25 protein-coding genes are annotated in these 22267 nt (G+C 69.5%); 7 read left to right on the forward strand and 18 right to left on the reverse strand.

The window, feature by feature from the left end:
* Positions 1 to 14: 14 nt before the first annotated feature.
* From thiL to HZ321_RS13765, 6 genes are all read right to left on the reverse strand, one after another.
* Positions 15 to 1052, reverse strand: a complete 1038-nt coding sequence (thiL, locus tag HZ321_RS13740; protein WP_342343849.1) for a thiamine-phosphate kinase — start codon at positions 1050 to 1052, stop codon at positions 15 to 17.
* Positions 1049 to 1564 carry a transcription antitermination factor NusB gene (gene nusB, locus HZ321_RS13745; protein WP_181702919.1) on the reverse strand — a complete coding sequence of 172 codons (516 nt, stop codon included), beginning with the start codon at positions 1562 to 1564 and terminating at the stop codon, positions 1049 to 1051. The genes thiL and nusB overlap by 4 nt, the downstream gene beginning before the upstream one ends.
* A complete protein-coding gene (ribH, locus tag HZ321_RS13750; RefSeq protein WP_181702920.1) occupies positions 1561 to 2013 on the reverse strand; it encodes a 6,7-dimethyl-8-ribityllumazine synthase in 453 nt (150 codons plus the stop codon). Before ribH ends, nusB begins: the two co-directional genes overlap by 4 nt.
* A gap of 151 nt (positions 2014 to 2164) precedes the next feature.
* Complete coding sequence (locus tag HZ321_RS13755; RefSeq protein ID WP_181702921.1) at positions 2165 to 3178, reverse strand: 4-hydroxyproline epimerase; 1014 nt, start codon at positions 3176 to 3178, stop codon at positions 2165 to 2167.
* On the reverse strand, positions 3178 to 4410 hold the full coding sequence (locus HZ321_RS13760) for an NAD(P)/FAD-dependent oxidoreductase (RefSeq protein ID WP_181702922.1): 1233 nt from the start codon (positions 4408 to 4410) through the stop codon (positions 3178 to 3180). Before HZ321_RS13760 ends, HZ321_RS13755 begins: the two co-directional genes overlap by 1 nt.
* A 25-nt stretch (positions 4411 to 4435) precedes the next feature.
* The gene (locus HZ321_RS13765; RefSeq protein ID WP_181702923.1) at positions 4436 to 5368 is read right to left on the reverse strand and encodes a dihydrodipicolinate synthase family protein; all 933 of its coding nucleotides are present in this window, start codon (positions 5366 to 5368) and stop codon (positions 4436 to 4438) included.
* A 96-nt stretch (positions 5369 to 5464) separates the two neighbouring features.
* Here HZ321_RS13765 and HZ321_RS13770 point away from each other — a divergent pair, with 96 nt between their 5' ends.
* Complete coding sequence (locus tag HZ321_RS13770; RefSeq protein WP_181702924.1) at positions 5465 to 6160, forward strand: GntR family transcriptional regulator; 696 nt, start codon at positions 5465 to 5467, stop codon at positions 6158 to 6160.
* A 7-nt stretch (positions 6161 to 6167) separates the two neighbouring features.
* Here HZ321_RS13770 and HZ321_RS13775 read toward each other — a convergent pair whose 3' ends face one another.
* The 11 genes from HZ321_RS13775 to HZ321_RS13825 form a co-directional block, all read right to left on the reverse strand.
* A complete protein-coding gene (locus HZ321_RS13775) occupies positions 6168 to 6770 on the reverse strand; it encodes a riboflavin synthase (protein WP_181702925.1) in 603 nt (200 codons plus the stop codon).
* On the reverse strand, positions 6770 to 7927 hold the full coding sequence (ribD, locus tag HZ321_RS13780; RefSeq protein WP_181702926.1) for a bifunctional diaminohydroxyphosphoribosylaminopyrimidine deaminase/5-amino-6-(5-phosphoribosylamino)uracil reductase RibD: 1158 nt from the start codon (positions 7925 to 7927) through the stop codon (positions 6770 to 6772). The genes HZ321_RS13775 and ribD overlap by 1 nt, the downstream gene beginning before the upstream one ends.
* A 102-nt stretch (positions 7928 to 8029) precedes the next feature.
* Positions 8030 to 8491 (reverse strand): transcriptional regulator NrdR, encoded by a 462-nt coding sequence (gene nrdR / locus HZ321_RS13785; RefSeq protein ID WP_181702927.1) that lies wholly within the window; start codon positions 8489 to 8491, stop codon positions 8030 to 8032.
* An 86-nt stretch (positions 8492 to 8577) separates the two neighbouring features.
* Complete coding sequence (locus tag HZ321_RS13790; RefSeq protein ID WP_181702928.1) at positions 8578 to 9504, reverse strand: metal ABC transporter permease; 927 nt, start codon at positions 9502 to 9504, stop codon at positions 8578 to 8580.
* A gap of 3 nt (positions 9505 to 9507) precedes the next feature.
* A complete protein-coding gene (locus HZ321_RS13795; RefSeq protein ID WP_181702929.1) occupies positions 9508 to 10722 on the reverse strand; it encodes a metal ABC transporter permease in 1215 nt (404 codons plus the stop codon).
* Between the two features lie 3 nt (positions 10723 to 10725).
* Complete coding sequence (locus HZ321_RS13800) at positions 10726 to 11526, reverse strand: metal ABC transporter ATP-binding protein (RefSeq protein WP_181702930.1); 801 nt, start codon at positions 11524 to 11526, stop codon at positions 10726 to 10728.
* On the reverse strand, positions 11523 to 12509 hold the full coding sequence (locus HZ321_RS13805; RefSeq protein WP_181702931.1) for a metal ABC transporter solute-binding protein, Zn/Mn family: 987 nt from the start codon (positions 12507 to 12509) through the stop codon (positions 11523 to 11525). Before HZ321_RS13805 ends, HZ321_RS13800 begins: the two co-directional genes overlap by 4 nt.
* A 226-nt stretch (positions 12510 to 12735) precedes the next feature.
* Positions 12736 to 14043 (reverse strand): serine hydroxymethyltransferase, encoded by a 1308-nt coding sequence (glyA, locus tag HZ321_RS13810; protein WP_181702932.1) that lies wholly within the window; start codon positions 14041 to 14043, stop codon positions 12736 to 12738.
* Positions 14044 to 14322: 279 nt separating this feature from the next.
* The gene (locus HZ321_RS13815) at positions 14323 to 14505 is read right to left on the reverse strand and encodes a DUF6898 family protein (RefSeq protein WP_181702933.1); all 183 of its coding nucleotides are present in this window, start codon (positions 14503 to 14505) and stop codon (positions 14323 to 14325) included.
* A gap of 5 nt (positions 14506 to 14510) precedes the next feature.
* Positions 14511 to 15143, reverse strand: coding sequence for an NrsF family protein (locus HZ321_RS13820; RefSeq protein WP_181702935.1), 633 nt, complete (start codon positions 15141 to 15143; stop codon positions 14511 to 14513).
* 3 nt (positions 15144 to 15146) lie between these two features.
* Entirely contained in the window at positions 15147 to 15686 is a 540-nt protein-coding gene (locus HZ321_RS13825; RefSeq protein ID WP_181702937.1) for a sigma-70 family RNA polymerase sigma factor, read from the reverse strand.
* A 196-nt stretch (positions 15687 to 15882) separates the two neighbouring features.
* Between HZ321_RS13825 and HZ321_RS13830 the strand changes: the two genes are divergently transcribed.
* The 4 genes from HZ321_RS13830 (at position 15883) to HZ321_RS13845 (ending at position 18364) form a co-directional block, all read left to right on the forward strand.
* Positions 15883 to 16176, forward strand: coding sequence for a BufA1 family periplasmic bufferin-type metallophore (locus HZ321_RS13830; RefSeq protein WP_181702939.1), 294 nt, complete (start codon positions 15883 to 15885; stop codon positions 16174 to 16176).
* Between the two features lie 72 nt (positions 16177 to 16248).
* Positions 16249 to 17112, forward strand: coding sequence for an MNIO family bufferin maturase (bufB, locus tag HZ321_RS13835; RefSeq protein ID WP_181702941.1), 864 nt, complete (start codon positions 16249 to 16251; stop codon positions 17110 to 17112).
* Positions 17112 to 17867 carry an HvfC/BufC N-terminal domain-containing protein gene (locus HZ321_RS13840; protein WP_181702942.1) on the forward strand — a complete coding sequence of 252 codons (756 nt, stop codon included), beginning with the start codon at positions 17112 to 17114 and terminating at the stop codon, positions 17865 to 17867. The genes bufB and HZ321_RS13840 overlap by 1 nt, the downstream gene beginning before the upstream one ends.
* A gap of 5 nt (positions 17868 to 17872) precedes the next feature.
* Complete coding sequence (locus HZ321_RS13845) at positions 17873 to 18364, forward strand: DoxX family protein (protein ID WP_181702944.1); 492 nt, start codon at positions 17873 to 17875, stop codon at positions 18362 to 18364.
* Positions 18365 to 18373: 9 nt separating this feature from the next.
* Here the strand turns inward: HZ321_RS13845 and HZ321_RS13850 are convergent, their stop codons facing one another.
* Positions 18374 to 19858, reverse strand: coding sequence for an NAD(P)H-hydrate dehydratase (locus tag HZ321_RS13850; RefSeq protein WP_181702995.1), 1485 nt, complete (start codon positions 19856 to 19858; stop codon positions 18374 to 18376).
* Positions 19859 to 20292: 434 nt separating this feature from the next.
* Between HZ321_RS13850 and HZ321_RS13855 the strand changes: the two genes are divergently transcribed.
* Positions 20293 to 20631: a P-II family nitrogen regulator gene (locus tag HZ321_RS13855; RefSeq protein ID WP_181702946.1), complete on the forward strand. Its 339-nt coding sequence runs from the start codon at positions 20293 to 20295 to the stop codon at positions 20629 to 20631.
* A gap of 100 nt (positions 20632 to 20731) precedes the next feature.
* On the forward strand, positions 20732 to 22141 hold the full coding sequence (glnA, locus tag HZ321_RS13860; protein ID WP_181702948.1) for a type I glutamate--ammonia ligase: 1410 nt from the start codon (positions 20732 to 20734) through the stop codon (positions 22139 to 22141).
* Positions 22142 to 22267 lie beyond the last annotated feature (126 nt).

A 22267-nucleotide genomic window follows, 5' to 3' on the forward strand; every position in this document is an offset into this window, starting at 1 on the left:
CCGCCGCCGTCGCGTCAGAAGTGGCTGAAGCTGCCCGCCCCGAGGTCGACCGCTTCCCCCGCCCGGTCGTTGAACCGGACACCCTCCCCCGCCGTCACCCGGCCGATGATGGTGGCAGGAACGCCCTCCAGTTCGCAATCGGCGATGAAACTCTCCACCTGCCCCTCGGGGATAGCGGCCGCGATCTCATAGTCGTCGCCGCCCGTCAGGACCGTTTTTTCCGCAGATGGTGTAGTCGTGTTTTTCGAGCGATCGGACGGCAACGTAGCCTCCGAAAGGGCTACAAAGGCGCGCGCCGCATCCGACAGCGGAACCGACGCGATGTCCACCTGGATATGGACGCCGGATGCCCGTGCCATCTTGGCGAGATCCCCCGCCAGCCCGTCCGAGATATCCATAGCACCAGATGCATGTCTCAGCACCGCGTCAGCGACCACCGACCGCGGGCGCGGGAGGAGATATCGATCGAGAAGGTGAGATGCATGGATGTCGTTGAGGTGAAGCGTCCCGGCGAGGGTCGGATCGAGCCTCAGCTGCAATCCGAGCGCGGCGTCGCCGATCGTGCCGGTGACGACCACCACATCGCCCGGGCAGGCGCCGCCGCGGCGGACCATTCGCCCCTTCGGAACGGCGCCGATGGCGGTGACGGAGAGGACGAGGCGTTCGCCGCTGCGCACGGTATCCCCGCCCAGGAGATCGATGCCATACTCCGCCTGGTCTTCGGCAAGCCCCCGGCCGAAGGCGTCGAGCTGATCCACGGTCCAGGCGTCCGGAAGCCCGAGACCGAGGAGGTAGCCGACCGGCCGCGCGCCCTTGGCGGCGAGGTCCGACAGGTTGACGCGGAGCGCCTTCCTGGCGATCGCGTCCCACGGATCGTCGGGGAAGAAGTGGACGCCGGCGACCAGGGCGTCCTTGGTGAGGACGAGGTCGGCGCCTTCGGGAGGCGTGAGGGAGGCGGCGTCGTCGACGAGGCCGTAGCCGCCCGGGCCGGATAGGGGCGCGAAGACGCGCGCGATCAGCTCGAACTCGGAGAGCCGATCGCCGCCGCTCACCGCGCCGCCTCGGCGGGGAACTCGTCGGGCCTGATCTCGTGCGCGAGACGGTCCAGGACGCCGTTGACGAGCTTGGGCTCGTCGTCGGTGAAGAAGGCGCGCGCGACGTCGATGTACTCGGTGATGATCACCTTGCCGGGCACGTCGGGCCGGCGGAGCAGTTCGTAGGTGCCGCAGCGCAGGATGGCGCGAAGCGTGGCGTCGACGCGCTTCAGCGGCCAGTCCTCCACCAGGGCGGTGTGGACCAGCGGATCGATCGTGCGCTGCTCGCCCACCACCCCGGCGACGATGTCGCGGAACCAAGCCGCGTCGGCCTGGCGATACTCCACCCCGTCCAGTTCCTTGCCGAGCCGGAACGCCTCGAACTCGGAGACCACGGAGACGATGTCGCCGCCGCCGAGCTCCAGCTGGTAGAGCGCCTGGACGGCCGCCAGCCGGGCGGCCCCGCGCTGGTTGGCGGGGCGCACCTCGGTGCGACGGTCTCCGGGAGTGGGGTCGTTCGTCTTGGTCACGATGAGAACTTGGTCCTGACTTCGATCATGGCCAGCGCCGCCTCGGCCGCTGCGCCGCCCTTGTTCTTGTCGCTGCGCTTGGCCCGGGCCCAGGCCTGGTCGTCGTTCTCGACGGTCAGGATGCCGTTGCCGAGCGCCAGGCTTTCCGAGACGACGAGTTCCATGACGACGCGCGCGGACTCGTTCGCCACGATGTCATAGTGCGTGGTCTCGCCGCGGATCACGCAGCCGAGCAGCACGTAGCCGTCATACTCCACCGCGCCGTCTTCAACCGCATCGAGGGCCATGGCGAGCGCCGCCGGAATTTCCAGAACGCCGGGAACGGAGATCCGGTCCCAGGTCGCGCCACGCGCCGAAAGAGCCTCGGTCGCCCCCGCCACGAGTTCATCGGAGAGATCATCGTAGAACCGCGCGTCTATGACGAGCAGGTGCGGAGCCTTGTCGGCCATGGGGCATTCCCTTTCATGCTGTGGCGGGGGAAAGACCACGGGACGGGGGTGGGGTCAAGAGGAATGGCCTCCGCGCCACGGCCTTGTGACTCCAGCCGCCGGGCGGTGGTCCGGGGAGCGCCGACCGTCAGCCCATCACCCGAATTTCTGCTCAGCTCCGGTCCACCACTTGGAAACCCTGCCAGAGGGGATCGCGGTCGTCGACGAAGATGGTGTTGAAGCCGGTGACGCGGGCCCAGCCTTCGATGGAGGGGACGATGGCAGGGAGGCCGGCGACGGTGGTTTCGTCCTCGACGCGGCCGACGAAGGTGGTGCCGATGATGCTCTCGTGGACAAAGCGGTCGCCGCGCTTCAGGCGGCCGGTCGCGTGGAGCTGCGCCATGCGGGCCGAGGTGCCGGTGCCGCAGGGCGACCGGTCGATCGCCTTGTCGCCGTAGAAGACGGCGTTGCGGGCGGTATTGGCCGGATCGGTCGGAGCCCCGGTCCAGAGGACGTGTGTCAGCTTGTCGAGCGCCGGGTTGGTCGGGTGGACGATGCGATGGCGTTCGTTGAAGGCGGCGCGGAGCTTTGGGCTGAGGCTGAGGATTTCCGAGGGCTGCAGATCCGCCACGTCGCGGTAGCGCTCCTGCGGTTCCACGATGGCGTAGAAGTTGCCGCCGAAGGCGACGTCGACGGTGATCTCGCCGAGGCCCGGCACCTCCACCGGATAGCCCCGGCCGAGCAGGAAGGAGGGCACGTTGGTGAGCCGCACCGAGGTGACGAAGGGGCCGTCCGTTTCGTAGCGCGCGACGACCAGCCCGGCCGGCGTGTCGAGCCGCAGCACGCCGGGCTCTCGCGGGGTGACCAGCCCGTGCTCGATGATGGTCGTGACCGTTCCGATGGTGCCATGCCCGCACATCGGCAGGCAGCCGGAGGTCTCGATGAACAGGATCGCGACGTCGCAGTCCGGACGAGTCGGCGGGTAGAGGATGGAGCCGGACATCATGTCGTGGCCGCGCGGCTCGAACATGAGCGACAGGCGGATCCAGTCGAACTCGGCCAGAAAATGCTGGCGCCGGTCGAACATGGTCTCGCCCTTCAGCATTGGGATGCTGCCGCCGGACACGACGCGCACCGGGTTGCCGCAGGTGTGGCCGTCGATGCAGTGGAAGGTGTGGCGGGCCATCAGAACCTCCTCGGGGAATAAGGGGCCGGGTCGACGGGCGGCGTGCGGCCGGCGACCAACGCGGCAACGATATCGGCGGTGACGGCGGCCTGGGTGAGGCCGTAGTGCCCGTGCCCGAAGGCGTGGACCACATGCGGGCTCGCGCGCGACGGGCCGATGACGGGCAGCGAGTCCGGAATCGACGGGCGGAAACCCATCCAGCGGGTGCCGCCGTTCGTGTCGACCTCCGGCAGCACGCGCTTCAGGCGGCCGAGCATGGCATCGACGCGGGCGTAGTTGGGGGCGGCCTCCAAGCCGGCGAACTCGACCGCACCGCCGACCCGGTCGCCGCTGTCGAGCGGCGTGGTGACGAAGCCCTCGCCCTCGTAGGCGACGGGTCGGGAAAGGCCGAGGGTGCCGGGCGCGAGCGTGACGTTGTAGCCGCGCTCGGTATCGAGCGGCACCCGGTCGCCGACGGTGGCAGCGAGAGCGCGCGACCAGGCGCCGGCCGCGACGACGATCCGGTCGGCAGACAGGCGGCGGCCGTCGGTAAGGACGAGGGTTGCGCCGTTCGAGGTGGGTTCGATGGCGCGGGCTGCGCCCACGGTCAGGCGGGCGCCACGGCCGAGCGCGGCGACGCCGAGATCCTGCGTCAGCCGGGCGGGGTCTGAGACATGGCAGCCGTCGCCGTAGAGCACGCCGCCGGCGATGCCGTTGGCGAGCGCCGGCTCGACTTCGCGGACGCCGGCGGCGTCCAGCCGGTCGAGGCGAATGCCGAAGCCGCTCTGGCGGTCGAATACCTTGCCGGCCGCGGCGAACAGACCGGCATCACGCCAGATGTGGAGGATGCCGCGACGACGCAGGTGGTGTGACAGGACGAGGCCGTCGAGACGCCGCTCCCAGGCCGGCAAGGCGCGGGTGTTCAGGGCGGCGATACCGGCGATGCCCGTCTCGATCTCCGCCGGCCGGCTGGCGAGCGCAAACCGGATCAGCCAGGGCATCAGCTTGGGGAGGTAGGACGGGCGGATGGTGAGCGGCCCAAGCGGATCGGCGAGCCAGCGCGGCAGGTTCGCCCAGGCCTTCGGCGAGGCCAGGGGCAGGATGTCGGCGTGGGCGATCCAGCCGGCGTTGCCGAAGGAGGCGCCGGCCGCGAATCCCTCGCGGTCGACGATCTCCACCTCATGGCCTTCATCGAGCAGCGCATGGGCGGCCGCAACACCAACCAGTCCGGCCCCGACGATCAGCGTCCGCATCCATGCACCCGTTCGTGTCTCGGCCTCAGGCGGCCTTCGGCAGGCCCACGTCGGGCAGCGCCGGGCGGTTCGCCATGGCCTTCTCCATCAGCGTGGCGACTTCGGCACGCTCGTCCGGCGTCAGCGGGAGACGCGGCGGGCGGGTGCGGTCGGTGCCGCGGCCGGCGATGAACTCGCAGAGCTTGATGCATTGCACGAGGTCGGAGCGGGCGTCCAGGTGCAGAAGCGGCATGAACCAGTCGTAGATCGGCAGCGCTTCCGGGATACGGCCTTCGCGGGCCAGGCGGAACAGCGTCTCGCCTTCGCGCGGGAACACGTTAGAGAGGCCCGACACCCAGCCGACCGCACCGAGTGCGATGCTTTCCACCACCACGTCGTCGAGGCCGCAGAAGGGAATGAAGCGGTCGCCGGTCATGTTGCGCAGGTCGACGAAGCGGCGCGTGTCGCCGGACGATTCCTTGAAGGCGACGATGGTCTCGACGTCGGAAAGCGACGCGAGCATCGTGGGGGTGACGTCCGTGCGGTAGGACGGCGGGTTGTTGTAGATCATCACCGGCAGGTCGGTGGCCGACGCGACGCCGCGGAAGTGGGCGATCGTCTCGTGCGGCTTGGCCGGGTAGACCATGGCCGGCATCACCATCAGGCCGTCGACGCCGATGCGGGCGGCCTCGCGGGCGGTCGCGGCGGCAAACGGCGTGGTGTACTCGGCGACGCCGACGATGACGGGTACCCTGCCCTTCACGGTGGCGACGGTGGCTTCGAGGAGCTCGGTCTTCTCCGCCGGCGTCAGGGCGGTGTTCTCGCCCACCGTGCCGCAGAGGACGAGGCCGGAGACGCCGTCGCGCAGGAGCGCCTCGATGACCTTCATCGTGGCCGGGGTGTCGAGGGAGAAGTCCTCCCGGAACTGGGTGGTGACGGCCGGGAAGACGCCGGTCCAGGTGGTCCGCGGATCGCTCATGGGAAGGCCCTCGCTTTCTGTGTACAATTTGTATACGGTGATTGGTGACGGCGGTCAACCGGGTTGATGCAGTCGAAAGCGGGACGGGAGACGGCAATGAGCGAGGCGGGCGAGATCAGGCCAGCGCGGGGCGACGGGGCGACCCACGTCTACGAGGCCCTGAAGCGCGAGATCCTGGAACTGACCCTTCCGCCGGGATCCCCGCTGGACGAGACGGGCCTGTCGCAGCGCTTCGGCCTGTCGCGCACGCCAGTGCGCGAGGCGCTGGTGAAGCTGGCGGCCGACGGTTTCGCGACGACGCTGCCGAACCGGAACACGATCGTCACGCCGATCGACTTCGCCGCCCTGCCCGCCTTCGTGGACGCGCTGACGCTGGTCTACCGCCTGACCTGCCGGCTGGCGGCGCTGAACCGCACGGAGGCGGACCTCCAGTTAATGCGGGGCATCCAGGCGGACTACGCCAAGGCCGTCGCGGCGGCCGACGCGATCGGCATGATCACGATCAACAAGGCCTTCCACCTGGCGGTGGCGCGCGCGGGCCGCAACCACTACTACGCCGACCTCGCCACCCGCGTGCTGGACGACGGGTCGCGGCTGCTGCGGCTCTACTACCGTTCGTTCGAGGACCATCTGCCGCGCGAATTCGTGGACGAGCACGGCGAGATCATCGCGGCGATCAAGGCGCGGGACGCCGACCGCGCCGACGCGCTGGGGCTGAAGCACGCCGGCCAGATCGTGGATCGGCTGAGGGGGTTCCTGGCCCCGCAGGCCGGAGACCGGATCGCGCTCTGAGGCTGCCTCAGCCGGCTTCGATCAGGCGTGCGGCGTAGCGGGCCATGGTGTCGACCTCGAGGTTGACCCGGTCGCCGGCGCGGCTCGCGCCCCAGGTGGTCATCGCCAGCGTGTGCGGGATCAGCATCACGGAGAAGCGGTCGCCCTCCACGTCGTTGACGGTGAGCGACGTGCCGTCGAGCGTGACGGAGCCCTTCTGGGCGATGAACCGCGCCAGCGCGTGCGGCGCCTCGAAGGTGAGGCGGGCCATGTCGCCGACGTCGTCGCGCGCGGCCAGCGTGGCGACGCCGTCGACATGGCCGGTGACGATGTGGCCGCCGAGTTCGTCGCCGATCTTCAGCGCCCGCTCCAGGTTGATGCGGGTGCCGACCCGCCAGTCGCCGAGCGTGGTCTTGTCGAGCGTCTCCACCGACGCCTCGACGTCGAAGAAGCGGCGGTTGCCGTCGATCCCGCGCTCGATCACGGTGAGGCAGGCGCCGGCGCAGGCGATCGAGGCGCCGAGGGCGATGGTCTCGGGATCGTAGGCCGTGGCGATCCGGAGCTTGACGCCGGTCTCGCGCGGCACCAGCGCCGCGACCTCGCCCACATCCGTGACGATGCCGGTGAACATCAGCCGATCTCCCTTGCGAACAGATGGACGAGCGTGTCGTCGCCGAGCCGGCGCTTCTCCACGACCTCGAAACGCGGGTTGCGCTCGATCGCCGCGACGTTGAGGCCGGCGAGCGCGGGGACACCGCCGTCGCCGACCACCTTCGGGCTGTGCACGAAATGAAGCTCGTCGGCGAGCCCCGCCTCCAGGAGCGAGCGCGCGATCGTCGCCCCGCCCTCGCTGACGACGCGGGTGATGCCCTCGCGGCCGAGCTGGAAGAGGAGGTCGGAGAGGTCAAGCCGCCCGAGCGCGGTGCGCTCCGCGACGAAGATCCGGCAACCGGCGTCCATCAACGGCCCGACGCGGCTCTCCGGCGCGTCCGGTGCGACGACGATCCAGGTCGGGATGGCGCGGGCGGAAGTGACGATCTTGGCGGCCGGCGGCGTCCGCGCGTCGGCATCCGCGATCACCCGGATCGGCGAGCGCTCGAGCAGCCCCGGCAGCCGGCAGGTGAGTTCCGGATCGTCGGCGAGCACCGTGCCGATGCCCACCATGATCGCCTCGTTCTCCACCCGGAGCGTGTGCGCGTAGGCCTTGGAGAGCGGGCAGGAGATCGCCACCTGCCCGTCGCCGGCGCGGCCGATGAAGCCGTCCGCCGACAGCGCGAGCTTCAGGGAAACGTGGGGGCGTCCGCTGAGGACCCGGCGGATGTGACCCGCGTGAAGCCGCTCCGCCTCGCGGGCGAGCACGCCGGAAACGACGGTGATGCCGTGCCGGGCGAGCAGGTCGAGCCCCTTGCCGCGCACGCGGGGGTCCGGATCCTCGATGCCGACCACCACCCGCGAAACGCCCTCCCGCACCAGCGCCTCCGAACAGGGCGGCGTCTTACCGTGGTGGGCGCAGGGCTCCAGCGTGACGTAGGCCGTGGCGCCCCGGGCGGCCGCGCCGGCTTCGCCGAGCGCGATCACCTCCGCGTGGGGGCGTCCGCCGGGTGCCGTGGTGCCGCGGCCGACGACGACGGGTCCCGCCGGTCCCTTGCGCACCAGGATCGCTCCGACGGACGGGTTGGGCCACGCCCGCCCGTTGTTCCGCCGGCCGAGCGCGATCGCGGCCGCCATGAACCGGCGGTCGGTTTCCGTCACGAGCCCGGGCTGCGTACGCGGGGAAACAGGGATCATCGCATCATCCGGATTGGCTCTGCTGCGGCCAGACCTGTGCCATGGCGCGCCGCCGCCTGCAACCGGCATCCGGCCCTGGATCGGTGCCGATCGCGTGAGCGGTCAGTCGTCGCCGTCCGAGGACAGTTCGCCGAGAACGGAGGAGAAGTCGGCGGCGTCGCGGAAGTTGCGGTAGACGGAGGCGAACCGCACGTAGGCGACATCGTCGAGACCCTTCAGCCCCTCCATCACCAACTTGCCGACCTGCTCGGCCGGCACCTCCGTCTCGCCGGAGCTTTCCAGCTGGCGGACGATGCCGTTGACCATCCGCTCCACCTTCTCCGGATCGACAGGCCGCTTGCGCAGCGCCACCTCGACCGACCGGGCGAGCTTGTCGCGGTCGAACGGCACGCGGCGTCCCGATCTCTTGACGACGGTGAGTTCGCGCAGCTGGACGCGTTCGAAGGTGGTGAAGCGCCCCCCGCAGGTAGAGCAGACCCGCCGGCGCCGGATCGCGGTGCCGTCCTCCGTGGGCCGGCTGTCCTTCACCTGGGTGTCTTCACCGCCGCAATAGGGGCAACGCATCGGGTTCTTCGTCTTTCCGGGGGGAATCGCTTGGTCGGCCGGATGATAGCCGCAAAGGCGGCGCTCGTGCGACCGTGCTCGCCCGCTCAGGATGCGCTGGGAGCGCCGATCCGCGAGCGGTGCGGGCCGAAGAGGCAGGCGAGCGCCAGGATGACGCCGGAGACGGTGGCGATCATGCCGGCGCCGCTGACCGCCGCCCGTATGCCGAACCAGGTGAGGCCGTAGCCGGCGATCACGTAGCCAAGGAAGGCGGACAGCGCGGCGAAGACGATGCTCCAGCCGACCTGTCGTTCCAGGCTGTCGGTCATCATCCGAGCCGCCGCCGGCGGGCAGACGAACATGGCGATGACGATGATCGAACCGACCGCGTCGAAGGCCGCGACGGCCGCCAGCGCCGAGACGATGACGAGCGCGAAGCCGAGGCCGCGGGTGGGGATGCCGACCGCGGTCGCGAACCCCTCGTCGAAGGTGGAGATCTTCAGCGGCCGCCAGAACACGGCGGCGAGCGCGCCGACGAGGAGGGTCACGGCCGCCATGCGGATCAGCTCCGGCGGCATGAGCGTCAGCGCGGTCGGGTCGATCAGGGATTCCCAGCCGGTCGCGTCGAGCCAGATCAGGCTTTCCAGGTTGCCGTAGAGGGCGTGCTCCACGTCGAGGTGGACGGTGCTGGTGTCGCTCTGTTCAAGGATCAGCACGCCGAGGGCGAACAGCGAGGTGAAGGTGACGCCCATCGCCGCCCCGGGCTCGATCCGGCCGAGCCGCTTGATCGCCTCGATCATCAACGCCGCAACAACAGCCGCCCCAGCCGCGCCGGCGAGCACCGGCCAGGTGCCGAGCGAGCCGGTGACCAGGAAGGCGAGCACGATGCCCGGCAGCACCACATGGCTGATCGCGTCGCCGATCAGCGCCTGCCGGCGCAGGATCAGGAAGTTGCCGGGAATGGCACAGGCGACGGCGGCAAGGACGCCGATCAGGATCGGTGTCAGGCTGAGCTGGACGAAATCGGCGCCCATGGGTCAGGTCCTCCCCGCCGGGGACACCGGACCGAGCTGCCGGTCGATCGCCGCAATCTCGTCGGCGGTGAACACGGCTTCCATCGGCGTCAGGCCGTCGTATCGGCCGGCGAGCGCCTCGGCCTGGTGGATGCGGCGGGCGACCTCCCAGCGACGTTCGTCCCAGTAGGCATGCGCGGCCTGGTCGCGGCCAAGGTCGGTGGGTACGCCGTCCGGCCGGAGATAGCCGCCGCGCTTCAGCACCGACAGCGTCAGCCGGTCGTAGATCGGTTCGCCGTGCGCGAGCGCCAGCAGCCCTTGCCGGCGGTGGACCTTGAGCTGGAAGCGGCGGTGCCGGACCAGCGAGGCGACGACGCCGCGGTCGGGCGCAAAGAGAAGCGAGACGGCGAAGAGCGCGAAACAGGAAAGGACGATGATCGGGCCAGTCGGCAGATCGGGGGCGGAGGCGGAAATGGACGAGCCGACATAGCCGGAGACCGCTCCGAAGGCGGCGGAAAGAAGCACCGCGACGTCGCTGCGGTTGGTCCAGAACCGCGCGGTGACGGGCGGGATGATGAGCAGCGCAACAATTAGGACGAGGCCGACCAGTTTCAGCCCGACCACCGTGACGGCCATCACGAGGCCGAGCATCGCAAGATCGATGCGGCGCACGTCATAGCCGGCGGCGGCGGCGAACTCCGGGTCGAAGGACACCAGGGTCATCGGTCGGCGCAGCAGCACGACGACGGCGGCGGCAAGCAGGCCGCCGACCGCGATCACCACCGCGTCCTGCAGCAGCATACCGGCGGTGGAGCCGAGCAGGTAGCCCTGCAGGCCCGCCTGCTTGCCGGCGGACATGCCCTGGATGACGGTGAGGAGCACGATGCCGAAACCGAAGAAGACCGAGAGCACCGCGCCGATGGCTGCATCCTCCGCAAGGCGGGTGCGCCGGGACGCCCATTCCACCAGGGTGAGGCCGAGCCAGGCGGTGACCGCCGAGCCGGCCATCAGGCCGAGGAGGTTCCGCCCGTCGCCGCCGAGGGCGACCATCAGGATGAAGGCGAGTCCGATCCCAGGCAGCGTGGCGTGCGAAATGGCGTCGCTGACCAGGGAGCGCTTGCGCAGGAACAGGAAGGTACCGACCGCACCGGCCGCCGCACCGAGGAGGCCGGCCCCGATCGCCACCAGGGCGGAGTTGTAGCCGGCCGAAAGCAGCAGCGCCTCGAGGATCGGGTGCATGCCTCAGGCTCCCGCGTGGGCGAGGCCCAGGTCGTTGATCTGCGTGGCCGCGAGACGGCCGCCGTAGGTCGCCTGGAGGTTGGCCGCGGTAAAGGTGGTCGCGGTAGGCCCTTCCGCGATCTTGCGGATGTTGAGGAGAAGAACCCGGTCGAAATAGTCGGTCACGGTGGAAAGGTCGTGGTGGACGCTGACGATGGTCCGCCGCTCCGCCTTCAAACCCTTCAGAACGTCGATGATCGCCCGTTCGGTGGCCGCGTCGACGCCGGCGAACGGCTCGTCGAGGAGATAGAGATCCGCGTTCTGGGCGAGCGCCCGCGCCAGGAAAACGCGCTGCTGCTGGCCGCCGGAGAGCTGGCCGATCTGCCGGCCCGCGAAGTCGGCCATGTTGACCCGCTCGAGGCAGTGCATCAGCGTCGCGCGCTGCTTGCGCGAGACCATGCCGAGAAGCCCGAGTTCGCGGTAGAGGCCCATCGCCACCACGTCGACGACACGGGCGGGGAAATCCCAATCGACCGAGGCCCGCTGCGGCACGTAGGCGATGCGGTGGCGGGCCTTGGCGATCGGCTGGCCGTAGACGGACACCGAGCCGGACAGCGACGGGACGACCCCGAGCGTCGCCTTCAGGAGCGTCGACTTGCCGGCACCGTTCGGCCCGATGATCGCGGTCATCGACTGCGCCGGGAAGCGGGCGTCAACGGAGAACACGACCGGCTTTTCGCCGTAGGCGACGGTCATGCCGCGGACGGCGAGCGGCAGGCCCGGATCCTCCTCGACGACCTTGGCGGCGGAACCGTCCGGCGTCATGACCGCGTTCCCTGGCCAAGCTGGCCGCGCATGCCACGCGCGGGCGGGGAGCCGCCGAGGGCACGGGCGATGGTGGTGGCGTTGTGATCGATCATGCCGACGTAGGACCCTTCATAGGTGCCATCCGCGCCCATCGCGTCGGAGAACAGCTCGCCGCCCACCACGACCTTGTGGCCGCGGGCGGCCGCGCCTTCGATGAGGGCGCGGATGTTGCGGTCGGAGACCGAGGACTCCACGAAGATGGCGCCGACGTCGCGCTCGACGATCAGGTCGACGAGATCTTCGATCCGGTTGAGGCCCGCCTCGCTTTCGGTGGAGATGCCCTGGATGCCGAGCACCTCGTATCCGTAGGCACGTCCGAAATAGTTGAACGCGTCATGGGCGGTGAGGAGGATGCGCTTCTCCGCCGGCACCGAGCCGAGCACGCCCTTGGCGTAGGCGGAGACCTCCGCGAAGTCGCGGAGAACGGAGGCGGCGTTCGCCTCGAACACCGCGCGGTTCTCCGGACGGGCCTCGGCGAGGGCGTCGCGCACGACCGGGACGACGCCGGACCAGAGGTCCGGGTCCATCCAGACGTGCGGGTCGAAGCGGTCCTGGTAGTCCTCGTGGGCGAGCAGGCGGTCGCGCGGCAGCGCATCGGCGACCGGCACGACCAGCTGGCGCTTGCGCAGCTTCAGGAGGAATTCCTCCATCTGGGCTTCCAGATAGAGCCCGTGCCAAAGCACGACATCCGCCCGCGTCATCGCGACAATGTCGGTGCGGGTCTGCCGGTAGCTGTGCGGATCGACGCCGGAACCCATCAGGGCGGTCACCTCGACCGCATCCCCGCCGATCCGGCGGGCCGCGTCGGCGATCATGCCGGTGGTGGCAACGACCTGGAGCTTGCCGGACTGGGCGTTCGACGTGTGCTGCGGCAGCGCGAGCATCAGCCCGGCCGCAGCCGCCGCCCCCGTCACCACGATCCATCGCCGCGTCACCCTCATCCAGGTCTCCTCTGCACCTTCTCCTGCACATAGTTATGCGAGCGATTTGCAAAGTCAACGCAAATGAGAATTATTCGCAAAAACAGGGTTGACGCCGCCGGGTGGAAACGGCGCTCCGCGAAGGCGGTCGTCTCAGCTAGTGGCTTGTCGCGGCAACGAAAAAGGCCGCGGGATCGCGCCCGCGGCCTTGAAGGAAGATGGGACGAGCGGCGCGGCCGCCCTGCCCTCAGCTGTAGATCGGGAACCGGTCGGTGAGGGCGCGGACCTTCGCCTTGACCGCGGCTTCCACCGCGTCGTTGCCCTCTTCGCCGTTCGCCTTCAAGCCGTCGATCACCGCCAGGATCAGCTCGCCGACTTCCTGGAACTCGGCGACGCCGAAGCCGCGCGAGGTGGCAGCCGGGGTACCGAGACGGATGCCGGAGGTGATGGTCGGCTTTTCCGGGTCGAACGGCACGCCGTTCTTGTTGCAGGTGATGTCGGCGCGGCCGAGCGCGGCTTCCACCGCCTTGCCGGTCAGGCCCTTGGGGCGCAGATCGACCAGCATCAGGTGGTTGTCGGTGCCGCCCGAGACGATCTCGACGCCGCCACGACGCAGCGATTCCGCAAGCGCCTTGGCGTTTTCCACGACGTTCTTGATATAGAGCTTGAACTCGGGCTTCAGCGCCTCGCCGAACGCGACCGCCTTGCCGGCGATGACGTGCATCAGCGGGCCGCCCTGCAGGCCAGGGAACACCGCCGAGTTGATCTTCTTGGCGATATCCTCGTCGTTGGTCAGCACCAGGCCGCCGCGCGGGCCGCGCAGGGTCTTGTGGGTGGTGGACGTCGCGACATGGGCGTGCGGGAACGGCGAGGGATGCTGGCCGGCGGCGACGAGGCCGGCGAAGTGGGCCATGTCGACCAGCAGGTAGGCGCCGACCTCGTCAGCGACGGCGCGGAAGCCGGCGAAGTCCCAGATCCGGCTGTAGCCGGAGCCGCCGGCGATGATGATCTTCGGCTTGTGCTCGTGGGCGAGCGCGCGCAGCTGGTCCATGTCGATGCGGTGGTCCTGCGGCCGCACGCCATAGGCGACGGCGTTGAACCACTTGCCCGACATGTTCGGCTTGGCGCCGTGGGTGAGATGGCCGCCGGAGGCCAGATCCAGACCGAGGATGGTGTCGCCCGGCTTGGCGAGCGCGAGGAACACAGCCTGGTTGGCCTGGCTGCCGGAGTTCGGCTGGACGTTGGCGAACTTGCAGTCGAACAGCTTGGTGACGCGGTCGATCGCCAGGTTCTCGGCGATGTCGACGTACTGGCAGCCGCCGTAGTAGCGCTTGCCGGGATAGCCTTCGGCGTACTTGTTGGTGAGCACCGAGCCCTGCGCCTCGAGCACTGCCTTGGAGACGATGTTCTCCGAGGCGATCAGCTCGATCTCGTGCTGCTGGCGGCCGAGTTCCTTGGCGACGGCCGATGCGAGCTCCGGATCGGAGTCGGCGAGCGACCGGTTGAAGAAGTCGGAGGTGGCGCTGGTCAATTCGGCCTTGGTGGTGCTCGACATGTTCGCTTTCCCGTCCCTCAGGAGACCCGGCTGGTGCCCGTGCCCGTCGCTTCGCTGGAGGAAGGCGGCGGCCCGGCATGCATGCCCCGGTCGATATCATGGTCGCTCGATGCGCGACAATCCTCGTTCGCGACGTGCGTTGCCGCGCAAAACGTCACGCGATGGAGGTAGCATCGAACGGGCCGTCCTGTCGTTTCAGCTTTCCTTGGCCCGGACGAAACCTTGCCTGATGCCGGCCGCGGAGACCGCGGAATCCGGCGGCAACTCCGGCCGATCCGACTAAGGACGTGCGTCCTTCAGCCGCTTCTCCAGCTTGCGCAGCGCCAGCCGCTCCAGGTCCGCCCGTGCCGCGCCGGCCGGTCCGATGACGCAGACCTCGACACCCGTGGCCGCGTCGATCGCCGTGACCTTGGCCGAGGCGCCGATCACGCGGATCTCGATGTAGACGCCGTCCTCGGCCATGGCCGTCACCAGCGCAGCGCCAGACGTCCGGCGAGCGCGCCGACGCCGGTCATCAGCGCCAGCGCAAGACTGTACCAGGTGACCACGAACAGCGGAGAGTCGTCCGGGCAGTGGACGGCGTAGAACACAGCCCCGACCGCGCCGGAAAGCAACCCGACGGCCGCGCCTGCAAGCGCCGGACGCGTCGGTGCGCCCTGCCGCAGCGCGAGGAGGCTGGCGGCGAGAGCGCCGGCGCCGAGGAGCGGGATCGACATCAGGCAGAGCAGCGAGTTGGTGCCGACCAGAGCGGGCATCCAGGCCTCCCGCGGCAGGAGGAAAAGCTCCAACGCGACCGACGCGGCGAGCAGGCCGACGGCGCCGGCCGCCAGGCCGACGGGCAAGGAAGCGCCCGGCTGCGCGAGCCGGCCCGCCACCCGCGCCATGCCGAGGGCGAACAGGAGCACGGTCAGAACCTTCAGCGGAAACCGCACCGTCTCGATGGCAGCCGCCACGTCGGGACGCGGGCCGTAGCCGATCGCGAAGACGAGGCCGGCGTAGGCGACCGCCACGGCCCCGGCGATCGCAAAGGCCCGCGCGAGCGAGACCGGACGGACGGCTCCGTCGGCGGCAAGGGCGTGGATGAGGTCTTCCGTCTTCATGTCTCAAGTCCGTCCGAACCGGGCCGCGATCGCCGCGAGCCCGCGATGGAGCGCCACGCGCACCGCGTTTTCCGTAAGGCCCAGCGCGGCCGCCGTTTCGCGCACGCTGCGCCCTTCCACCGTCAGCGCGGCGACGACCCGGCGCTGGCCTGGTGCCAGCGAGTCCAGGGCGCGGCCGATGTCGCGCTCGTGGCCGGTGTCGGCAGACGGCGCCTCCAGATTCTCCTCGAAGTCCTCGATGTCGACCTCGCCGCGCCGTCCGCGCCGACGGAACGCGTCGATCACCTTGTAGCGGGTGATCGCCGCCAGCCACGGCGTGATCGGCTCGTCGGTGCGCCATGTATGGCGCTTCAGGTGGATCGCAAGCAGCGCTTCCTGCACAACATCCTCTCCGTCGGACGACGACCCGACCTTCCGGCGCACCACGATGCGGACGAAGACGGCCGCCCGCTTCAGGAACTCGGCGTAGGCCGCCTCGTCCCCGGCGAGCGCGGCCCGCATCAAGCCGGCGAGCCTCGTCTCCTCTTCGCCCGTGAACGCCATTCCTCCTCCATCTTCGCTGCAAACCGCCGAACATTACCTGCAGGACGGATCATTTCCTGGCAATGGCTCACGTCATTATCACGTGTGCGTGTGACGGCAGCTTGGCCGTAACGAATGGCGCGATGGCTTCGAAAGGCTGGATGTGGGGCATGACCGCCCCGCCCTGAACCCAACATAAGCCTGGAGAGACCGACCCATGTCCCGTACCACCACCGCCCTCGCCCTCGCCGGTTCGCTCGCCGCCGCCCTCGGCGCCCTCACGGTTCCGGCTTCTGCCGCGGACGGCCAGGAGAAGTGCTACGGCGTCGCCCTGAAGGGCCAGAACGACTGCAAGGCGGGCGCCGGAACCACCTGCGCCGGCACCTCCACGATCGACTTCCAGGGCAACGCCTGGAAGGCCGTGCCCGCCGGCACCTGCGCCACGATGACCGCGCCGGACGGCCGCATGGGCTCGCTGGAGCCGCTCGAGCGCGACCTGCCGAAGGGCTGACGCGCCGCTGCGGACGGGAGGCCGGGGAGGCCTCCCGCTCCGTTACACGCCATCGATCGGGAGTGCCTGCCTATGACACCCACCGCCACTCTGCCCCCGCGCGCCGGCCTCGGCCTGAAGCCCGAGCACTACGCCGAGATCCTGTCGACCGCCCCGGACGTGGGCTTCTTCGAGGTTCACGCGGAGAACTACATGGGCGACGGCGGCCCTCCCCATCGCTATCTCTCGGCGATCGCCGAACGCTATCCGCTGTCGCTGCACGGCGTCGGTCTGTCGATCGGCGGGGCCCGGCCGCTCGACCGCGAGCACCTGAAGCGCCTGCGCCGACTGATCGACCGCTACCGGCCGCAGTCCTTTTCCGAACACCTGGCCTGGTCCACCCACGAGACCGCCTACATCCCCGACCTTTTGCCGCTGCCCTACACGGAAGAGACGCTGGCGACCGTCGCCGCGCATGTCTGCGAGGTGCAGGATACGCTCGGCACCCGGATGCTGCTGGAGAACCCCTCCACCTACCTTCTCTTCGAGGAAAGCCGGATCGACGAGATCGACTTCCTCGCCGCCATCGCTGACCGCACGGGCTGCGGCCTGCTCCTCGACGTCAACAACGTGATGGTGTCGTCCGTGAACCACGGCTGGGATCCGGTCGCCTACATCGACCGATTCCCGCTCGACCACGTCGGGGAGATCCACCTTGCCGGCTACGACGAGACGGTCGACGGCGAAGGCGCCCGGCTGCTGATCGACGCGCACGGGAGCGCCGTGCGGCCCGACGTCTTCGCCCTCTACCGGCACCTGCTCGGCCGCATCGGCGCAATGCCCACCCTGGTGGAGTGGGACAACGATGTACCGGCCTTCCCCGACCTCCTGGCCGAGGCGACGCGCGTGGACCGCGCCATTGCCGACGTGGCCAGGCATGCGCTGAAGGTGGCGTGATGTCCGCCGCCATCACCGTCAACGACTTCGCGGCGGCGCTGCTGGGGCCTGTTGCGACGACGCCGAAGGGCGTCACCACCGCACGCGGACGGTCGGACGCCGCGCGCTTCGCCGTCTACCGGAACAACGTCTTCGTCGCGCTGGTGGATGCGCTCGCCGCCCGCTTTCCGGTGACGCTCCGGCTGACCGGAGAGGCATTCTTCCGGGCCATGGCACGCGCCTTTGCGGCCGACCACCGCCCGGAGAGCCCGATCCTGGCGCGCTATGGCGACCGCTTCCCCGACTTCGTGGAGGGCTTCCCGCCCGCCGCCGGCGTGCCCTACCTCGCCGACGTCGCCCGGCTGGAAGCAGCCTGGACCGACGCCTACCACGCGGCCGACGCGCCGGCCCTGCCGGCCGAGCGGCTCGGCGACTGGCTCCCGGCCACACTGACCCGGCCGGTGGACCTGCACCCTTCGGCGCACCTGATCCGATCCTCCCACCCGGTCGGTTCGATCTGGGCGGCGCATGCGGAGGCGGAAGTCGGGCCAATTCCATCCTGGACCGCCGAAACCGTGCTGATCGTCCGGCCCGATGCGGACGTGCAGGTCCATCGCCTGCCGGTCGCCGACAGCGTTTTCGCCGCCGCCCTCTTCGCCGGGCGCACCCTGGCCGACGCCGCCGAGGATGCCTCCGCCGATCCCGCCTTCGACTTCGGACGCGCGCTGGTCGGGATCGCCCGGCTCGGCGCCTTCATCGACCCCTTCTCGGAGTGACCGTCATGACGCCCACCGACACAGTCCCCACCAGCCGCGCCGGCACGGTCCTGAGCACGCTCGCCCGCATCGAGGGCTGGCTCGCGGCAGTCCCCGCCTCGCTGCCGCTCCTCGCGCTGCGCGTCGCCCTCGCCGTCCCGTTCTTCCGCTCGGGCCTGACCAAGTGGGACGGGTTCCTGAACCTGTCCGATGGCGCGGCGTTCCTGTTCACCGAGGAATTCCGGCTGCACCTGTTCGGGGCGATGGTGCCCTACCCCGCTCCGATCCTGATGGCGCACCTCGCGGGGATCGGCGAGATCCTGCTGCCGATCCTTCTGGTACTCGGCCTCGGAACCCGCTTCGCCGCGCTCGGGATTCTGGCGATGACGGCAGTGATCCAGCTGACGGTTCCGGACGGCTGGGCGAACTTCCATCTGCCGTGGGCCGCGATGGCCCTGGCGCTGGTGGTCTATGGCGGCGGCAAGCTCGGGCTCGACGGTCTGCTCCGCCGCGGCTGACTCGGCGGGTCAGCCCTCCTCGGGCAGTCCGGCGCGCATCACGTCCCGCACCGCTTCGGCGATGTCGTCGGCGATCGAACCGGCCCCGGCGACGGTGCCGGCTTCGCCGTGGATCCAGGCGCCGATCGCCGCCGCCTCGAAGCCGGAGAGCCCTTGCGCGAGAAGACCGCCGATGATGCCGGCGAGGACATCGCCCGAGCCTGCCGTCGCCAGGTGCGGCGGCGCATTTTCGTTGATGGCGGCGAACCCGTCCGGGCCGGCGATGACGCTGTCCGGGCCCTTGAGGACCACGATCGCGCCGGACTCCGCCGCGGCCTGCCGCGCCCGGTCGGGTTTCGATCCCACGGCATCCGGGAACAGCCGCCGGAACTCTCCTTCGTGCGGGGTGAGCACCACCGGCTGCCGGCGCGACCGGATAGGGCCGAAGACGTCGTCCCGCACGCCTGCCGCCACCGTGATCGCGTCGGCGTCGAGCACCACGGCCGCCGGGCCGGCGAGCGCGCTGGAGATGAAACGGACGGTGTCCGCGTCCGTGCCGAGTCCGGGGCCGACGATCACGGCCCGAAGCCGCTCCTCAACGGCGAGCGCATGAAAGGCGACGGTGGAGTCGCAGCGTTTCACCACGAAGGCGGCCTTGGTGCCGGCGACCACCGGCACCGCATCGGCGGGCGCGGCGACCGTGACGATGCCCGCCCCCGCCCGTAGAGCCGCATGTGCCGCCAGCCGCGCCGCCCCGGAAGACTGCGCCGGACCGGACGCGACGAGCGCGGCGCCGCGGCTGTACTTGTGCGCGTCGAGCGACGGCCGCGGCCAGGCAGCGGCCCAGAGGCCCGGCCCGTTGGCCGCCGTGGTCGGTGCGATCTCGGAAAGGACGCGGTCGGGAATCCCGATGTCGGCGACGATGACCCGTCCGGCGTTTGCACGGCCGGGCATCAGGAGGTGTCCGGGTTTGCGGCGGAAGAAGGTCACCGACCGACGCGCCTCGACCGCTGTCCCGAGCACCGCGCCCGTTCGCCCGTCGATGCCGCTCGGCAGGTCCACCGCGACGACGATCGCTCCGCCGCGTCCGGCGGCGTTGATCGCCTCGACCATGGTGGCGGCGTCGCCATCGAGGGGCCGGGCCAGTCCCGCGCCGAACAGCGCGTCGATGATCACCGTCGCGCCATCGAGCACGTCGGGAGCGGCCGGCTCCACCGCACCCCTCCAGCGGCCGGCGGCCCAGGCCGCATCCCCCTTCAGGGCGGAGCGGTCGCCGAGGAGGGCGAGGCGCACGATGAAGCCGCGTTCGGCCAGCACCCGCGCCACCACGAAGCCGTCGCCGCCGTTGTTGCCTGGCCCGCAGACGACCGCGACCCGTGTTCCCTGCAGATGGCGGGCGGAGATGTCGTCGGCCACGGCATAGCCGGCGTTCTCCATCAGGACGGAGCCCGGCGTGCCCGCGGCGATGGTCGCCGCGTCCGCGCGGGCCATCTCAGCGGGCGTCAGGAGCGCCATGCTGGCGGGGAACGTGGGTTGGCTCATGTCCGCTCGCCTCGTCGTCTTGCTGGACCGTCTCGACCTTAGCCGCAAACCGTCCGACGTGGCCACGCCGGAACGGTCCGCCGGATTCCGCGCCACCCGTTCCGGCGGCCGTTGCCGATGCCGCAGGCATGCCGGCCCGGCCGCCGCGGCGCGGTGGACGAGTCCCCGCCAACGATGTCAGCCGGGCTACGCTGCTGCGAACCAGAATTGTGCACAAGCAATATGCAATTGCACAAGTTTTGAGCCCAACATTCGGCCTTGCTTGCCCAAGGTGCGAACGGCATTGTCGGCCTCGCCTCATTTTGCGCCAGTCCGAGGCGGCGGGTTCGAATGGCACAGCCCGTGCTAGGAGTGGTGCGTCTTGGCCGTATGAGGCGGTCGATTCCAGCGGCAAGGACAGGGAGGCGATGAAGAAAATCGAGGCAATCATCAAGCCCTTCAAACTCGACGAGGTGAAGGAGGCGCTGCAGGAAGTTGGCCTGCAGGGCATCACCGTGACCGAGGCGAAGGGTTTCGGACGCCAGAAGGGCCACACCGAGCTCTACCGGGGCGCCGAATATGTCGTCGACTTCCTGCCGAAGGTGAAGGTGGAAGTGGTGCTGTCGGACGAGATGGTCGAAAAGGCCGTCGACGCGATCCGCAACGCCGCCCAGACCGGCCGCATCGGCGACGGAAAGATCTTCGTCTCCCCGATCGAGGAAGCGGTCCGCATCCGTACCGGCGAGACCGGCAACGACGCCATCTGACGAGGCGCGCTGCGGTCCCGACGCGGACGGCCGATACCAATGCGCCCGGGCGAAAAGGGACCGGGCCGACTGTCAAGAGAACACCCGAAAGGAAGGGCCTATGACCACTGCTGCCGACATCTTGAAGAGGATCAAGGACAACGACGTCAAGTTCGTGGACCTGCGTTTCACCGACCCACGCGGTAAGATGCAGCACGTGACGTTCGATGTCGGTCTCATCGACGAGGACATCTTCGCCGAAGGCACCGCGTTCGACGGTTCCTCGATCGCCGGCTGGAAGGCGATCAACGAGTCCGACATGACGCTGATCCTCGACCCCGAGACGGCGCACATGGATCCGTTCTTCGCGCAGTCGACGATGGTGATCTTCTGCGACGTCGTCGACCCGATCTCCGGCGAGCCCTACAACCGCGACCCGCGCTCGATCGCCAAGAAGGCCGAGGCTTACGTCGCCTCGCTCGGCATCGGCGACAAGGTGTTCTTCGGCCCCGAGGCCGAGTTCTTCGTGTTCGACGACGTCAAGTTCGCTTCCGAGCCCTACAACACGGGCTTCAAGATCGACAGCGCCGAACTGCCGACCAACTCGGACACCGATTACGAGTCCGGCAACCTCGGCCACCGCGTCCGCAAGAAGGGCGGCTATTTCCCGGTTCCCCCGGTGGACAGCCTCCAGGACATGCGCTCCGAGATGCTCTCGGTCATGGCCGAGATGGGCGTCACCGTCGAGAAGCACCACCACGAGGTGGCCTCGGCTCAGCATGAACTCGGCATGAAGTTCAACACGCTGACCCTCATGGCCGACCAGATGCAGATCTACAAGTACGTGATCCATCAGGTCGCCAACGCCTACGGCAAGACCGCGACGTTCATGCCGAAGCCCGTCTTCGGCGACAACGGCTCGGGCATGCACGTGCACCAGTCGATCTGGAAGGAAGGCAAGCCGGTCTTCGCCGGCAACCAGTACGCCGACCTCTCCGAGACCTGCCTCTACTACATCGGCGGCATCCTGAAGCACGCCAAGGCCATCAACGCCTTCTCCAACCCGTCGACCAACTCCTACAAGCGTCTGGTCCCGGGCTACGAGGCGCCGGTGCTGCTCGCCTACTCCGCGCGCAACCGCTCGGCCTCCTGCCGCATTCCCTACACCACCAACCCGAAGGCGAAGCGCGTCGAGACCCGCTTCCCGGATCCGGCGGCGAACCCCTACCTCTGCTTCACCGCGCTCTTGATGGCCGGCCTCGACGGCATCAAGAACAAGATCCACCCCGGCGCGGCCATGGACAAGAACCTCTACGACCTGCCGCCGGAAGAGCTGAAGGCGATCCCGACGGTGGCCGGTTCACTGCGCGAGGCGTTGGCTTCGCTCGACGCCGACCGCGACTTCCTGAAGGCCGGCGGCGTGTTCGACGACGACTTCATCGACAGCTGGATCGAGCTGAAGATGGAAGAGAACATGCGCTACGAGATGACCCCGCATCCCGTCGAGTTCGACATGTACTATTCCGTCTGATCCGGAAGGATCGGACCGCTGATCCCAAGGGGATCGGACGAGGCAGACCAGGCGGCCCGGGAGCGATCCCGGGCCGCTTTTCGTTTGCGTGAAGAATGGCTGAACGGACCCGCCACAAACCGGATG

This window comes from Chthonobacter albigriseus (assembly GCF_013839445.1).
GTDB classification, from domain to species: domain Bacteria; phylum Pseudomonadota; class Alphaproteobacteria; order Rhizobiales; family Pleomorphomonadaceae; genus Chthonobacter; species Chthonobacter albigriseus.